Annotated in this window: 15 protein-coding genes; 7 read left to right on the top strand and 8 right to left on the bottom strand. The window is 50.3% G+C overall.

The window, feature by feature from the left end:
- Positions 1-151: 151 nt before the first annotated feature.
- A complete protein-coding gene (locus tag B1C80_RS26950; protein ID WP_077924325.1) occupies positions 152-535 on the bottom strand; it encodes a hypothetical protein in 384 nt (127 codons plus the stop codon).
- A 250-nt stretch (positions 536-785) separates the two neighbouring features.
- Between B1C80_RS26950 and B1C80_RS26945 the strand changes: the two genes are divergently transcribed.
- Complete coding sequence (locus B1C80_RS26945) at positions 786-1,481, top strand: response regulator transcription factor (protein ID WP_077924306.1); 696 nt, start codon at positions 786-788, stop codon at positions 1,479-1,481.
- Positions 1,482-1,484: 3 nt separating this feature from the next.
- On the opposite strand, the gene B1C80_RS26940 is transcribed toward B1C80_RS26945, so the two are convergent.
- A complete protein-coding gene (locus B1C80_RS26940) occupies positions 1,485-2,507 on the bottom strand; it encodes a LytTR family DNA-binding domain-containing protein (protein ID WP_077924305.1) in 1,023 nt (340 codons plus the stop codon).
- 450 nt (positions 2,508-2,957) lie between these two features.
- Here B1C80_RS26940 and B1C80_RS26935 point away from each other — a divergent pair, with 450 nt between their 5' ends.
- The gene (locus B1C80_RS26935; RefSeq protein ID WP_236648944.1) at positions 2,958-3,980 is read left to right on the top strand and encodes a hypothetical protein; all 1,023 of its coding nucleotides are present in this window, start codon (positions 2,958-2,960) and stop codon (positions 3,978-3,980) included.
- Positions 3,981-4,046: 66 nt separating this feature from the next.
- Here the strand turns inward: B1C80_RS26935 and B1C80_RS26930 are convergent, their stop codons facing one another.
- The 3 genes from B1C80_RS26930 to B1C80_RS26920 form a co-directional block, all read right to left on the bottom strand.
- On the bottom strand, positions 4,047-5,609 hold the full coding sequence (locus B1C80_RS26930) for an Rne/Rng family ribonuclease (protein WP_170315666.1): 1,563 nt from the start codon (positions 5,607-5,609) through the stop codon (positions 4,047-4,049).
- Positions 5,610-6,002: 393 nt separating this feature from the next.
- The gene (locus B1C80_RS26925) at positions 6,003-6,887 is read right to left on the bottom strand and encodes a tetratricopeptide repeat protein (RefSeq protein WP_077924302.1); all 885 of its coding nucleotides are present in this window, start codon (positions 6,885-6,887) and stop codon (positions 6,003-6,005) included.
- Between the two features lie 57 nt (positions 6,888-6,944).
- The gene (locus B1C80_RS26920) at positions 6,945-7,247 is read right to left on the bottom strand and encodes an HU family DNA-binding protein (RefSeq protein WP_077924301.1); all 303 of its coding nucleotides are present in this window, start codon (positions 7,245-7,247) and stop codon (positions 6,945-6,947) included.
- Between the two features lie 140 nt (positions 7,248-7,387).
- On the opposite strand from B1C80_RS26920, the gene mutY reads away from it, so the two are divergent.
- From mutY to B1C80_RS26900, 4 genes are all read left to right on the top strand, one after another.
- Positions 7,388-8,476 carry an A/G-specific adenine glycosylase gene (mutY, locus tag B1C80_RS26915; protein WP_077924300.1) on the top strand — a complete coding sequence of 363 codons (1,089 nt, stop codon included), beginning with the start codon at positions 7,388-7,390 and terminating at the stop codon, positions 8,474-8,476.
- Between the two features lie 70 nt (positions 8,477-8,546).
- Positions 8,547-9,095 carry a single-stranded DNA-binding protein gene (locus B1C80_RS26910; RefSeq protein ID WP_077924299.1) on the top strand — a complete coding sequence of 183 codons (549 nt, stop codon included), beginning with the start codon at positions 8,547-8,549 and terminating at the stop codon, positions 9,093-9,095.
- A gap of 33 nt (positions 9,096-9,128) precedes the next feature.
- Positions 9,129-10,472: a gliding motility-associated protein GldE gene (gene gldE, locus B1C80_RS26905; protein WP_077924298.1), complete on the top strand. Its 1,344-nt coding sequence runs from the start codon at positions 9,129-9,131 to the stop codon at positions 10,470-10,472.
- Positions 10,473-10,611: 139 nt separating this feature from the next.
- Positions 10,612-11,637 carry a phytanoyl-CoA dioxygenase family protein gene (locus B1C80_RS26900; protein ID WP_077924297.1) on the top strand — a complete coding sequence of 342 codons (1,026 nt, stop codon included), beginning with the start codon at positions 10,612-10,614 and terminating at the stop codon, positions 11,635-11,637.
- 75 nt (positions 11,638-11,712) lie between these two features.
- Here B1C80_RS26900 and B1C80_RS26895 read toward each other — a convergent pair whose 3' ends face one another.
- Positions 11,713-12,825 carry a hypothetical protein gene (locus B1C80_RS26895; RefSeq protein ID WP_077924296.1) on the bottom strand — a complete coding sequence of 371 codons (1,113 nt, stop codon included), beginning with the start codon at positions 12,823-12,825 and terminating at the stop codon, positions 11,713-11,715.
- A 199-nt stretch (positions 12,826-13,024) separates the two neighbouring features.
- On the opposite strand from B1C80_RS26895, the gene B1C80_RS26890 reads away from it, so the two are divergent.
- Complete coding sequence (locus B1C80_RS26890; protein ID WP_369822750.1) at positions 13,025-14,143, top strand: DUF3500 domain-containing protein; 1,119 nt, start codon at positions 13,025-13,027, stop codon at positions 14,141-14,143.
- A 199-nt stretch (positions 14,144-14,342) separates the two neighbouring features.
- On the opposite strand, the gene B1C80_RS26885 is transcribed toward B1C80_RS26890, so the two are convergent.
- Positions 14,343-14,687 carry a hypothetical protein gene (locus B1C80_RS26885; protein WP_077924295.1) on the bottom strand — a complete coding sequence of 115 codons (345 nt, stop codon included), beginning with the start codon at positions 14,685-14,687 and terminating at the stop codon, positions 14,343-14,345.
- A 554-nt stretch (positions 14,688-15,241) separates the two neighbouring features.
- Complete coding sequence (locus B1C80_RS26880; protein ID WP_077924294.1) at positions 15,242-15,907, bottom strand: hypothetical protein; 666 nt, start codon at positions 15,905-15,907, stop codon at positions 15,242-15,244.
- Between the last annotated feature and the right edge of the window lie 75 nt (positions 15,908-15,982).

Below are 15,982 nucleotides of genomic sequence, written 5' to 3'. Positions count from 1 at the left end.
CGAATTTGTATGTGTATTAGCAATAATGCTAACATTTACTATTCATTTAATCAATTTGTGTTCATCGCGTAGTAAATATTTACTACGTTTACCATAAAAAAAGCCCCTCGACGAATCGAGGGACTTACCTTTATCAATAGGGAAGTGAACACTATGCTTGGGCTACATTGCTGAAACTGACCAACTCAGCGTCAATTTCGCGGTTTAGCTCATCCAGGAGGCAGGTATGCGAACGCAGCTGACCTGGTTTTGATGGTTGTGCAGAACGTCCTGGTTTTTGACCAGACATATCCAGCAACAGTGTCATAAGCGCATCGCTCATATGTTGCCGCAGGGCGACGAGCCGACGCAGCTTTGCTTTATTGGCACCAGGATTTCGCCGGGCCGTAACTTGTAAAACGTTGATAACCTCAGTTAGCTTTCCATAACGCTGATGAAACGCTTCGGCAGCTTTTGCCCACTCGATAATCACGTTTTGTACTTCTACTGATGACGCTTCGTATCCAGACGACATTACCTTTTCTTCCTGATTCATCACACAAAAAATTTGAGTACGTGATTCTTGACTGATGATCAAAATAGGCCCTTCTATTTCGTTTAGACAAGTCACCATGCGTGAAATCACCCTTTTTATGCGTGAAATCACCCATAAAGTCGGATGGCTTTAGACGCCAACAAACCTTTATGGGTGATTTCAGACGGAAAATAGGTGATTTCAGACATCGACCCTTGCCTTGTCGGGCAGGTGAGCTTTAGATTTCAGCACCTATGCAACCTAGTATATTATGAACTACTCAACCGACGGCCAGGAAGCCGCCAAAAGTTTTGCGATTCGACGCCGGGATTTTTCAATACTCGTAGCTCAGTCAGAAGTGTTCACGTGCGAGGTATTAAGCCAGCTCCTCAAAGAGCAGGGATATAATGTAGTAGGTCGTGCGGTAGAGGTTGAAGATACACTACAGCAGATTCGGGTCAAGCGTCCGCAGTGTGTTATTCTGGAGTCAGAGATATCAGGCCGGCAGAGTTTCGATATTGTTCATCAGATGCGGCAATCGAACCAGCAAACCAAGTTCATACTGTACGCCAGTAAACCGGATTTACGGATGATTGCCAATGCGATGCAATTGGGTTTTTTCGGGTTTCTGTACGCCAGTGACGGTCTCGAAGAACTGCACCGCTGTTTCCAGACGGTAAGTAGCGGAGGGTGTTATTACAGTACGGGATTTATGGCGTTGCTCAAGAATTTCGGGGTTGAAATTCTGGCCGACAGTACACGCAATGAACTCAAGCGGCTCACCGATCGGGAGCGAGAGGTACTAAAGATGGTTGCCAACGGGCATACGGCTACCGAAATAGCCGAGCAACTGGGCATAAGCTACAGAACAGCTATTAACCACAAGGCTCATATCGCCAAAAAGCTGGAATTGAGCAGCTGCAGGCAGTTACCGCGCTATGGTATTGCTGTCAAGAGCTATTTGTAATGATCAGGAGGTGAGAACGAACGAATCCGCAGCGGTGTCTGTCTGCGATGACTGGGTGTTTTGCAGCCATTCTCTGAATTCCTGCATACGAGCCCGGGGAACAATGATCTCGTGTGCATCGGGGGTATTAAGCCGTACTATATACTTGCCATTCTCCCAGTATGAGTAATGCTGAACAGCCTGGCGGTTGATGATATAGTCTCGCTTTATTCGGAAAAAGACACTTGGGTCGACTTCAGTTTCGAGTTCATTCAGCGTTTTGCTCACCAGATATCGCCCTTTGGTCAGCTCTGCGTAATAACTCCGGTCTTCTACCGTAAAGAAGCAGACTTCGTTGATCGGAAAAGTTAGCTCACCACCGCCATTTTTGCCTTTCAACTGGGTCAGATAAGGCGATGGCGTGGTAGGAGTGGGTTTAGGTACAAACGTGGCCGATAGGGCCAGCGCTTCCTGAGCGGCTTTGGTGGCTTTGGCCTCGGCGGCTTCCTGGGCTTCCCGGCGCTGTTTCAGAAAGTCTGACAGCAGCGAAATATTTAAGGCTATGTAACCGATTAGTATGACTGGGAATAAATACTTAAAGTAAGTGGCCCAGTTGTAGGTGCCTACCAGGTAAAAAGTGAGATAATCTGATAGCGAATAAGTGGGGAACTGTTCCAGTATGTACCGGACGGTTTGTGTGAAAGGATTGAATATCCAGAATGCCATCCCCAGAACAGGCAGAAATTTGAGCTCGTACAGCCCTACAGCCTGCCAGTCGTTTTCGACCGAAACCAGCTTTATCCACTTGTGATAGCGGTTAATGAGTGCAATAGTGATGATAAGCGTAACCAACTCAGGCAGGAACAAAACCCGCACCACCAACCCGACATAGCTGAGAAAGCCGCCTGCTTTCTCTACTTTGTCAAGTTTAATGGCGTAGCCAATCGACCATGAAACCGCTTCAATGAGCAAAATGATACCCAGCAAAATCAGAATGCTGTTGATCGGTTTGCTCAGAAAACTGCGGGTGAGTCGGATCTCCTTCATGCTGTCCCCTTATTCAAAATCTCGACTAAGATACTGGTAATAATTAACTAATTCCAACATGCTTTTGTGACTTTTTCGTGATTGTCAGCCCCTGGGCCACCTGGTAGCTTTGTATCAACAAAACGGCACTACAAACGCCGGCTTACAAACAACCAAAAAACAATCAAACTGACAGTCACCATGAAAAAGCAATTTGCCATCAAACCAGCCAGTGTTCTGAAATCTTTGTCGAAATCAGTTGCCAAGTCCGAATCAGCCAACGTATTCAAATTCGTAAAGAGCCCAATCTGCTGTGATTCTGTCATGCTGATGAACGGACAGAACAAGCCAGTTTTCTCGCTGTAAGCCGCACAAACCATGCCAACCCCACGGACATTATATAGGCAGGAGTTGGCCCGCTGTCGTGAACATTTTGAGCGGGTCGACTTGCAGCGGGAGAGGGGCTATCTGATGAGGTTCACGACCTTTTCGGCGAACGTAGAGAACGTACTGCCCCATATCCCCCGAACCGAACACGAAAGCCTTTTCAGGCAGCTTCTGTTGCAGCAGATCTTCGCCACCTTCGATCAGCAGTGTCTGACGGCTGGCGACCTGGTGAAACTGAACGGAACGCGTACGGCGTCGTTTGCGGCCAGTTCCCCAGCTATTTATTGCACCTATCACCTCGGCTCGTACAGGCTGTTGACCAGCGTACTGTTCAGACAAGGGGTTGACTGTGTGCTGCTGGTGGGGAACAACATGAATCGTAGCCAGGGCGATGGTATGGTTGAACACATTGAGGGTCTGCGCCAGAAACATGGACTGACCAATTCATTCCGGATAGTCGAAGCGGGGAGTCCGACCGCCGGCTTAACGGTACTGCGAGAGTTGAAAGCCGGGCGATCACTGATCGTTTATGTAGATGGAAGTCCTGAGACGGCTCCCGAGCCGGGCCAGGAAGATCAATTTCTGTCAGTCAGGTTTGGCAAGCGACGGTTATTGACCCGCAAAGGGGTAGGGTATCTATCGCATGCTGCTGGCGTGCCAATCGTACCGGTCGTGAGTTACCGGCAGGATGACTTGACTAACGTGTTGCAGTTTCTGGGTGCAATACGCCCCATTCGGCAGAGTGACCGGGAAATGTACTGTCGGGAGGCTATGCAACAGCTTTACGACGCTTTCTGGCCGTATCTGAACCGATATCCGGAACAATGGGAAGGGTGGAATTTTGTTCACTCTTTCCTCGAGCCAGAGAAATTTCGTCCTCATTTGATGCGGAGACGGATGTTAAAACCGGCCTTCAATGCGGATCGCTATACGCTTTGCGATCTGGAACAGGCCCCCATCCTGTTCGACCGGCGTCTGTATCAGACGTATGAGATTACGGAAGATCTGCGCGATCTGCTGCTCAACCTGAATAGCGTTGAGTCAGTAGAAGAAGTAGTTGGACAGGAAGTATTCGGCGAACTCGTCGAAATGGAAGTGCTTTACTAACTATTACAATATTAACGATACGAGAAAGGCTTACCAGATGGTAAGCCTTTCTCGTTATCTGCTGGTTCAGACAATGCCGCCGAGGTCTATCTCGTCGCCTGATTTGTTGAAGAATTTAAAATTAACAATGCCCAGCGAGCTGTCTTTAACCAGTTTTACCCAAGTTTTGTACTTCATATACCACTGCATCTGTTTTGAATAAACGCCTTTGGTATAGTATGAATACAGAAACGGGTGCATCGAGATTGAAATACCACGCTCGTTCTGTTTAGTCAGCACATAGTCGAGGTTGTTCTCGATTACGTCGGTAACCAGCACACTGGCCTGGATGGTACCGGTGCCACCGCAGGTCGGACAAACCTCGCGGGTAACAATATTCATCTCGGGCCGAACGCGCTGTCGGGTAATCTGCATCAGGCCAAATTTGGTCAGGGGCAGAATGGTAAACTTGGAGCGGTCGGGTTTCATCTCGTCGCGCATGATGTCTTGCAGGAGCTTTTTATTCTCTGCTTTCTTCATGTCGATAAAGTCGACAACGATGATCCCGCCCATATCGCGCAGCCGGAGCTGCCGGGCAATTTCTTTGGCGGCCTCGCGGTTAACACTGATAGCCGTAGCCTCCTGATCTTCCTCTGAGTTTGACTTGTTGCCGCTGTTAACGTCGATGACGTGCAGCGCTTCGGTATGCTCGATAATCAGGTAACCGCCACCGGGTAAGCTTACCGATCGGCCAAACAGGGATTTGAGTTGTTTCTCGAGCCCCAGCGCTTCAAATACCTTTGTTTTGCCGTTGTAGAGCTTAACAATTTTTTCTTTGTCGGGCGCAATCGTGTGGATGTAATTCCGGATTTCGTCGTACGATTCACGCGTATCGACGGTAATGCTTTCAAAGGACTCGTTGAGCATGTCGCGCAGAATCGACGACGCCCGGTTCATCTCACCCAGCACCCGATCGCGGGGCTTGGCTTCTGACAGGGTTTTGACTGCCTGTTCCCACTTGGCCAGTGAGTTCTGCAGGTCGCGGTCAAGTTCTTCTACGTCTTTTTCCTGAGCTACTGTACGAACGATAACGCCGAAATTCTGGGGCTTCAGGGATGACATCAGCCGCAGGAGCCTGGACCGTTCGGCACGGTCGGTAATTTTTTTCGATAGGTTTACGCCGTCTGAAAACGGCACCAGAACCAGATAGCGGCCTGCTATTGAAATGTCGCAGGAAAGGCGTGGGCCTTTGGTTGAGATGGGTTCTTTAACCACCTGAACCAGGATGGGAGCGTTTTTCGTCAGTACCTTATCGATCTTCCCAATTTTTTCGATAACCGGCTCCAGCTTGCTGCCGTTTAGCCGACCAGTGGTGACGCGCTTGGCGATAACATCTTTGACAAACTTGTTGAGCGAATTAATATTCGGCCCCAAGTCCTGATAGTGCAGGAAACCATCTTTTTCGTGGCCTACATCCACAAAGGCTGCGTTGAGCCCCGACGATAGTTTCTTGACTGTTCCTAAATAAAGATCGCCAACAGTAAAGCTGCTGTCTAACTCTTCTTCGTGATACTCGAGCAACCTCTTGTTTTGCAAGAGTGCGATCCGATCACCTTTCTGAGTCGAACTGATAACTAATTCATTACTCACAAGATGAATGTACGGTTAAAATGGCTGTGTAAAAAGAAAGAAGCCACGTTCGGACTTTGCAGGCCGGCCGAGGCTTCTATAAAATGAGTTTCCAGTTTCCAGATCGTTGGTTTTCACGGGACGTTCCCGCAGACTGGCGGTTTGGTCAGCTACTCGTACGAGGTAGCGGGCTACTGAAAACGGCGAACTGAAAACGGTAAACTATTTCTTTTTATGCCGATTTTTTCTGAGCCGTTTTTTCCGCTTGTGGGTGGCAATCTTGTGCCGCTTCCGTTTCTTACCGCAAGGCATTGTATACAGTGTTTAATGGTTGAAAATAAATGTCGGCCAGCCAACCGGCAGACCCAACTAGTGATAAACGAGTTCAGACAGGTAATGTACCTGTAGTACCTGTTATTGTGACAGCCGCTCTTCGTATTCACGAATGGCAGCCAGAATCTGCGGGTCTTTCTCCTGCTGTTTCACCTGCGCCAGCACCTTTCTGGCTTCTTCCTTCTGACCGGCTTCGGCCAGACTGATGCCCAGATAAAACTGGGCTTTACGACTCGCGGGATTCACGATCAGAATCTGCCGGAACCGCTCAATGGCCCGCTCATACTGATTTGACCGCATCGACAGCAACCCCAGGTTAAACAGGGCCAGCTCGTTCGTAGGGTCCTGCTGCAACACCTGCCGCAGCAGCATGATTCCCTGCATAGGCGTTTCGGTATTTACATACGTCATCGCCATATTGGCCTTAGCCTCCAGCAGGTTCGGATTTTTGGCCAGTACTTTCTGGTAAAAATCACGGGTTTTCTGGCCCAGCGCTGCCGTTTTCTGCTGATCAACGGCAAACGTGTACGCTTCAAAATACTGATCACCCGCCTGCAGAAGATTCTGTTCGGTAGGCTGTTCGATCGCCAGCTGGCCCGCGTAGTGGGCGGCACTGTCGAATCGATTGGCCTGTCTGAATACGTCGATCAGCTGCTTGCCAATGGTGAGCCGTTTGGCGGCATCAGCCGATGCGTACTGTTGCTGTAACGCAACCACACGTTGCTGAACCGCTGCCGACAAAGGCTCATTGTGCATAGACGAGCGGTCGGGCTGGCTCGGATCAGGAGCACCTACCGAAGCCGCCTGGTTGAGCGAGTCAGTAGTAGAGGCCCGGTTGCCAGACGTTTGCGACGCTCGTTCACTTAACTGCTTATCGGTGTTGCGTACAACGACTTTGGGTCGGGTATATAAGCCCGCTGTCAGAGCCGCTGCCAAAACGATAACAAGCAATACGTACTTATTCATAAGACTACATGATGCGTCGCAAACGTCAGGCGCCCGGAAACGTCAGGGCGTTTTCAGTTACTCAGCCGCAACTTTGGCTTTATCGCTGGTTTTTACCTGCTCAACAAAAATTTTGGCGGGTTTGAAGCTGGGAATATAGTGCTCGTCGATCACCATAGCGGTATTCTTCGAAATATTCCGCGCTACTTTCTTCGCTCTCTTTTTGTTGATGAAACTGCCGAACCCTCTCACGTAGATGTTCTCCCCCTCTGCCAATGAGTCTTTAACCACCGAGAAGAAGGTTTCCAGCGTGTTGGTTACCTCGGCTTTGTCAATCCCGGTCTTATCGGCGATCTCTGCAATTACGTCTGCTTTCGTCACGACTTTTTAAACTTTAACGTTTACTGTATTGTTGAAAATTCGGGTGTCAAAAATGGGACACAAAGGTAGGGGTTTCTGGTAAATTATAAAACCCCGACTTTCCCATTTCTTTACCCAACGTTGTATTTTCTGCTTTTATTTTGAATTGGCAATCAGACGCTAACGTCACCGAAACGATACTTGCGCCCGTTCTGGAGGGGTGGTACGACCACCATAAACGGGACCTGCCATGGCGCCATACGTGCGACCCGTACCGCATCTGGCTGTCGGAGGTAATTCTTCAGCAAACCCGCGTGGCGCAGGGAAAACCCTACTACGAACGCTTCGTTGCTGCCTACCCAACGGTTGCCGATATGGCCCGTGCCGACGAGCAGAGTTTACTGCGTCTATGGCAGGGGCTGGGCTACTATTCAAGGGCCCGAAATTTGCACCAGACTGCCCGCTACGTAACCGAACACTGTGCCGGTAAGTTCCCCGATACCTATCAGGAGTTGCTGAAAATGAAGGGGATAGGTGCCTATACGGCTGCGGCTGTCGCGTCGTTCGCGTTTGGCGAGCGGGTAGCGGTGGTCGATGGCAACGTATACCGGGTGCTGGCCCGGATTTTTGGGATCGATCAGGATATCACCACGACAACAGCTAAGAAGACGTTTGCCGCGCTGGCCGCCCGCCTGATCGAGCGGGCCAACGATCCGGCTACCTATAATCAGGCCGTTATGGAGTTCGGGGCTATCCAGTGTACCCCCGTCTCGCCCGACTGTTTGCTGTGTCCGCTGCAGCAGCACTGCGTGGCCTACCAGACCGGGCGGCAAAGTCGTCTGCCGGTCAAGGCAAAAAAATCGCCTGTGCGGGATCGATATTATTCCTATCTCGTGTTCAGAAACAACGGCCGGCTCGCCCTTCGTGAACGTACGGCCCGCGACATCTGGCAAAATCTGTTCGATTTCTACCTTCAGGAAACCGACGAGCCTGTTACGACGCTGCGCGATCTGGCGTTGCCTGATCCGGTGAGCGGACTGGTGCAGCAGGGAGTATCGACGGCCTATGTTGTTGAACTGTCGCAGCTTTTATCGCACCAGCGAATTCGGGCATTTTTCCATCTGATCGACTTGCCGGACAGGCTTTTAGAGCAGCTGCCAACAGGCCTGAACTGGTACACTATGGATCAGGTAAACGAGCTTCCGAAGCCCGTTCTGATCAGTAACTATTTGGCCCGTGAATTTGGATAAGTACGTTTGTTTCAGTATCTTTATCTCTCTTAAACCCCTGGATTTTTATACGTAACCAACTAGAACAACAATGGCAAGTCTTAACAAAGTGATTATTATCGGCAACGTAGGCAGCGACCCGGACGTGCGCTATTTGGACGGCGGTTCGGTAGTGGCTAAGTTCAGCGTTGCTACCAATGAACGATATACGACCCGTACCGGAGAGCAGGTTGAATCGACGGAGTGGTTCCGGGTTGAGGTCTGGAATGATCAGGCAAAAACTATAGAAAAATACGTTCGCAAAGGGCAGCAGATTTATGTTGAAGGCCGTTTGCGCACAGAGACTTATACCGATCGGGAAGGAAAAGAACGGTTTGCCCTGAACGTACGGGCTACGACGTTCCAGTTCCTGAGCGGACCGAATGATCGTCAGGAAGGAACGGGTTATGACGCTCCGGCTGCCGCTCCGCAGGCACAACCTGCCCCCGCCCGTCAGCAGGCGGCCCCCGCTCCGCAACCGGCCGCAACCCGTCAGCAGGCCGCCCCGGCCCGTCAGCAGGCGGCTGCGCCAGAGCGCCGTCGGGAGCCCGACCCGATGCCTTTTGAGAGCAACAGTGGTGATGATGACCTTCCATTCTAGCCACGCTCGATTGTTGAACGAGATTTGACGTACATGGACCTTAGCGATCCTCTTCCCCGACAGGTGCTCCCAGCCGCAGAAGGCTGGGGCACCTATTTTGATTTTTACGGCCCTTATGCGGCCCTGCTGCTACTTCTGGTGACGCTGGCAGGCCTTGTATCTGCCTCCGAAGCGGCTTTCTTCTCCCTTTCGCCTGATGACCGGGCCCGCTGCCGGGATAGTGTACAGCCCGACGAGAAACGTATAGCGAGCCTGCTCGACAGGCCCAAGCGGTTACTGGCTTCGCTGGTTATTTTCAATAACCTGCTGAACATAGCTATCGTCGTTATCGTCACCTACCTGACCTGGATCTACTCGCAGGCTTCGCACGAATCGGGCCTCGTTCTGTCGGGGGTGACCCTGCTCACTACGCTGGTCATCGTACTCTTCGGCGAAATTGTTCCTAAAGTATACGCCAGCCAGAACAACCTGACAGTGGCCCGCCGGACGGCTCCGCTGGCGCAGGTCGGTTTGGTTTTGTTTCGCCCGCTCTCAGCGCTGCTGGTGAGCCTGAGTAACCAGGTCGACAAACGCATTGAGCGCCGGGGCTACAAACTCTCGGTCGAGGAGCTTAGCCAGGCCGTTGAACTGACCGGCACCGATGCCACTACCGAGGAAAAAGAAATTCTGAAAGGGATTGTCAACTTCAGCAACCTGAATGCTCGGCAGGTGATGCGGGCCAGACCCGATATTTCGGCCGTTGCCGACGATCTGACGTTTGCTGAACTGATGGAACAGATCAACGCATCGGGCTATTCAAGGGTGCCGGTTTTCAGCGAATCGCTGGATAAAATAGAAGGGGTGCTGTACATCAAGGATCTGCTGCCCCATCTGCATCAGGACGATTCGTTCCGCTGGCAGTCGCTGCTCCGGCCCGCCTTTTTCATTCCCGAAAACAAAAAAGTCGACGACCTGCTACAGGACTTTCAGAAGCGACGGGTACATATGGCAATTGTGGTCGATGAGTACGGCGGCACCCGCGGACTTGTAACCCTGGAAGACATCATCGAAGAGATATTTGGTGATATCAACGATGAATTCGACGATGACACGCCTACCGGCTATCGACGCGAAGATGAGCGCACGGTTGTATTTGAAGGAAAAGTGCCTATTACAGACGTATGCCGTGTGCTGAATGTAGATGCTACCACCTTCGAAGCGGTGCAGGGAGATAGTGAATCACTGGGTGGATTGCTGCTCGAATTGTTCAGCCGGTTACCGAAATCGGGCGACGAGACAAGCTATGCCGGGTTCAACTTCCACATAGTATCCGCCGACGATAAACGGATCAACGAAGTACGGGTTATCCGGAACAGCGTTGCCGTTACCCCTTCCTGACATGCCCAGTTCGCCAGGTTGTCGAAAAAGCATGGGTTACCTATGGCTACCAATAGAAATGATTGGATTAGTGCCCCCTACTAAGTATCAGAACTAATTTTTCTGGTATATTTAGCGCGTACTTATCCAACTAGTATTAATGAGTCTGATCAGTAAGTTGAAGGCTGTTGTTCGGCAAACAATAAGCCCGCCGGTTAAACCTGTCACTGAATTCGATTACCCAACCCTCCCCTGGATCGACAAGAAAGACGCCGATATCGATGGCTTTCTGCGGCAACGCGAACCCGTTACCGACCTGCCATATGACCTGGCCGAGAAGATGCGATTCTGGAAAGCCAATGGCTATGTGATCCTGGAGCAGGCCATCCAGACGGCCTGGGTCGAACAGCTCTGGCGCGAAGTAGAGGAGCTGATTGACCAGCACCAGAAACACCAGACGCTGGTTCGGGTCGATCTACCCGCCTACACGCAGAAACCGGTTCAGCCCGTCCGGGACGTGCCGAAAGAGGTTCTGAACGGTCCTTACATCAAGTTCATGGATTTTCACGACAACTCGGTGATTGGTAAGAAGATCATGCTGCACCGTAACATCGTAACGTTCCTGAGCGCGGTATTTAACGACAAGGTAATCGGTATGCAAAGTCTGTTGTTCAAATACGGTAGCCAGCAGGCAACCCATCAGGATTTTGCCTATGTTGTTTCCGAAATTCCGAGCCATCTGGCCGCTGCCTGGGTCGCTCTGGAAGATGTTCACATCGACTCAGGCCCGCTTTTCTATTACCCCGGTTCGCACACGCTGAATAAATTCAATTTCGGCAACGGTATTTTCTTCAACGGGCAGTCGACCCGCGATCCCAACGATTTCGCCAACTACCTCGACAAGAGATGTCAGGAGGCTGGTCTCAAGAGGAAAACGTTGCTGATAAAAAAAGGCGATGTATTGTTGTGGCATGCCGCCCTGGCCCACGGGGGCGACGAAATTAGAAATACAGCCCTGACCCGCAAATCATTCGTTTGCCACTATTCATCGGATAAGGCGTATCGGCATCACCGGCAGTTACCGACTGCCGAACCCACTCGCCGTACTATCAATGGGGCCGATGTGTTCGTGAACCCCCATATGCCTGACCAGGAAGACATATTCGACGCGGGCAAAAGCCTGTAAGTGGCGGATGATCTATACGAAAAAGGGGAAAGACCAGCTGGTCTTTCCCCTTTTTCGTATAGACGCTTTATGCCTTTACACCCAAAGGCCCCGGCCGGCATTGTATTCGCTGCCGATCCGCTGGATGTCTGCGGGCTGGTAATTACTGAGGAGTCCTTTCCGGCGGAGTTGCCGTAGCCGACGTTTTTCGAACCATGATAGTTTGCCGTCTACCAGCACGCCGAACACCAGTAGGCGTTCCAGACTCCGGCGTACCTCAACCGGCGCGTTGGCTACCTGTTCGGCAAAATGGCCCGTTAGCGTGGCGTTGGTTTGTAACTCAAACCGATGCACCAGCGTTTCGGTTAGCAGGAAGTGAGCGTAATTATACTGCCGTTTCAGGATGGCTACGTACTGAAGAGCTTCCAGAATGAGTGGTTTAAACTGGGGATTGTTGCCCCACTCATCGTAGAGCTCATTAACAAATTCACGGATTGTCAGCGGAGCCATAACCCGTACCTGCGCTTCATGCAATACCTGCCACGAAGCCCACGCATTCCAGAACGCATATACTGGCAGGCCGGCCAGATCGGTAACCTGCCGCAGGGCAAACCGCCCCGCTACCCGGCGTAGCAGAAACTTCAGTACGAGGCTGCTCAGCGCCCCCCTAATCATATTGACCAGAAAGAACATGGTCAGGCCCCAGCGGGGCAGGTTCAGGTACGGGTCTATGCCGAAACGCAATACGCCCCGATTCGTTTTCTCCAGGGCCGCGTCGGCCAGTGCACGCAGGTGACGTTCGTACTGAGCATCGTGGGCCTTTGGAAACTGACATACCTGCATAATATTTTTTACACCCCGTAAATTGATGGCGATCAGAAGGTTGATTTCGAGATAGACCAGCAGCAGACCGTACAGCATCGTAACCAGCGGCAGGGCATAGGTGGTACCAAAGAGGGTGATGGGTGTGCTGACAAACAGGTCGGGCCAGCTGTACTGGGGCAGGTATAACATCAACACGCCCAGTATGCCGAGCAGAGCGGCCATGGTGAGCGTAACAACTTTGGTTCGGCGGATGACGCGGCTCTCAGTCGGGTTCAGTACATAAGGCTCATCGGTAGGATGTGCCGTGTCCAATGCCTGACGCAGATAGCGAAGTGCCAGATGATCAAGTGGTCCTGAGCTATTGTTTGGTGGCCGGGTTGACATACGTGCAGAGTGACAGTGGAGATATAGCTACAACCGGTAAAGGGGAGCGGTTGTTAGCAAAAAGGCCGGATTTGATACATCTGTATTGATTGAGCGGTTAAATTCTGGAGCCTCCCGACCGGAGCCTAACAAAGCCATTTGCCGAAAGTAAATCCACTAGTATCAGGACTTTAGCGTAACGTTATTAACTCTATTCGGTATGATCTGTTTCCGACTACTCGCGGGGGGGCTGCTGTTTTTGCACAGCGTTGTATACATGGGCGCGTCGGCGCAGACAGTGGCTGCCCGGAAAGCCGTGCTGGACGACATGCGCGAGTCCGGAAAGGCGTTCCTGAGCGCTTTGTCGCCCGATCAGCGGAAGCATATTATGTTTACCTTCGATGACGAAGAACGGTTCAACTGGCATTTTGTGCCACGCGAACGCAAGGGACTACCGCTGAAGCAGATGACCACTAACCAGCGGAAACTAGCCATGGCGCTGCTCAAAACGGGGCTCAGCGAACAGGGCTACGAGAAAGCTACGTCGATCATCGACATGGAAAACGTGTTGCGGGTTATCGACAACCGCCCGCCCAACGACACCTACCGCGACCCCGAGAACTACTCGTTCAGCATCTTCGGCGACCCATCGACCGATAAGCCATGGAGCTGGCGGCTGGAAGGGCACCACCTATCGCTTCAGTTTATGTCGCTCACCGGGCGGGTGCTGGCGCAGACGCCAACGTTCTTCGGCAGCAATCCGGGCATTTTGCAGTACGACCCTGAGATGGCCGACAAACGGATGGGCGATGTACGGGTGAAGGACCTACCCCAGAAAGGCCGGCAAATTCTGAAGCTGGAAACGGAGCGGGCCTTTGCGCTGCTCAAAAGTTTATCGGCCGACCAGCGGAAAGAGGCTGTACTGGCCGCCGTGGCCTACCCGGATATTGTGACGAGCAACAAACGAAAAGCCTCGCTGGAACGGATGGACGGGCTAAAGCTGGCCGATATGACCGCCGATCAGCAAAAGTTATTCATGGATCTGCTGCAAACCTACCTGGCCAACTACCGCATCACCCTGGCCAAACAGCAGCTGAATAAACTCGAGAAAGCCGGACTCGACAGCCTGCGGTTTGCGTGGGCCGGTGATCTGACGCCTGAACTGGGCGAGGGGAAAGGCTGGTACTATCGCATTCATGGGCCTACTATCCTGATCGAGTATGATAACACGCAGACGAGTGCCAACCACATCCATACCGTTGTCCGCGATTTGACAAACGACTGGGGCGAAGACATGCTCCAGGAACATTACCGCGCCAGCCAGCACGGGAAACCGTGAGGGCGGAACGGGTTTTATGATTCAGCAGGTTAATGTAGCGGCTGCGGGAAGAATCTAACCAGCGTTTATACCAGCTCGGTCTGTTGCTGCCAGTAATGCCGATACGTTTGCCCATTTTGAAGTAAGTCGCTATGACTGCCTTCTTCGACAATTTGTCCCTGATCCAGCACTATAATTTTATCGGCCTGCCGAACGGTACTCAGTCGATGGGCGATAATGACAATTGTTCTGCCAGATTGCCTAAGATGCTGAATGGTGCGTTGTACGAACTGTTCGGAACCGGAGTCGAGGGTTGCAGCCGCAATAGTACAGCCCCGACCTTTAGTGGATTCTCTCGGACCAGCAGAGCTGCCACGCGCCCGGCCACCAGCGGTTTTACCTCGTTCCGTTCGGCTACGGGCCGTACCAGTCCACTGGCCTGCACCGATACGTCGACAACAATGAACGGCAGCGAAGCCAGGGCAACCGCTATCGCTACCAGCACGGACGTGTAGATGAGCTGGCTACGAACGGTAAGAGTAGGGAGGTAGGTGATCGCGTCCATGTTCTATCTGTTCTTTTCTGACTTATTGGACAGATAAATGCAGCATAAGGAGGTAATCAATTTCATTATAATGATGGCCAATTTTGTTTTGTTTTCTGCTGAAATAGCTAGCCAATAAATGAGTTCGGCAGAATGTAAAGTGGTTAACACTACGGCCAGATAAAACATTAGTTTATGCCATTTATAGTGTATCATAATCGCGTTGGATCTGAATGTTTTTGTTCACTAGATACAGATTGACAGGGACATAAACTTTGTCAGCCCACTAACCTGCACCGACACACCGACAACAATGAAGGGTAACGTAGCAAGTGCAGCTAGCATAAGCATCGATACCGAAGTGTCAATGCGCTAGCAATATTTGGTAAGGCTGGGTTGGTGATCGCGTCCATATCATTTCATAGCCACTACGAGAACAATTTTCCTAAAAAAGCTTTCACTATATGCCAATTAGAAAATATAGTGTGAGCGGTGATAAAAGAAATCAAAATCAAAAAAATGTTTCGATTGCTCTTTTTCATATGGGTTGCTAAGAGGTATATATTATGTCTCACCTAATGGTTCAAGTGCAGGGTTCGTTGCATTTTTATTTTGTTGGTCATTCTTTTTATCTCAAATTGGATAAAAAACATAAAAATTAATAGAGATAAGATAATACGTATATATATGTCATATTCTTCTTCTACTAAATCTTCCATTTCTAACCATTTAAATGCTATATTTTCCAAGATTGGGTACTGCTTAAGAGAGGATCCCCTACTAATCGCATAATATGTATTATTTCCTCCGTACTCAAATATGTAATGTTTTTGCGCGTAACCTTCGATTATATTTGAAATAGTGGCTATGAGTTTTAATAGGAACGAAAGCCTTATAACTGAGTAACCGAATAAATTAATCAATCCATTTAAAAATTTATTCTTACCTAAGATAACTTTGTTGAATATAGCGATTTTAATGACATTAGAGAAATAGCTTTTTATAGAAATAATTTCAATCCATTTATACTTGTAGCTGCATAAATGAATATAGTATAATATAATCTCAATGATTCCTGTAAAAAGATAAGTCACTATGAAGGCTAACCAGTTGAAACCCAATTTTGACACTAACCAGTTTCTCTCATTTTTTAAGTCAGGGACACTGTAATAGGTAGACAGTAAATCGAGAAACATTACAATTAGCAATAAGGAGGGCCAAATGGCTATTTTACCTTTCATAATAGAATTGTTATTCTATGCGGGCAAGGCTGTCATAATGCAGCCTTGCCCTATGAGTCTATATCAACAACAATC

Source organism: Spirosoma sp. 209 (assembly GCF_002006735.1).
Classification (GTDB): Bacteria; Bacteroidota; Bacteroidia; order Cytophagales; family Spirosomataceae; genus Spirosoma; species Spirosoma sordidisoli.
The sequence above is the reverse complement of the archived record's forward strand: the minus strand, read 5'-3'. Positions and strand labels throughout refer to the sequence as shown.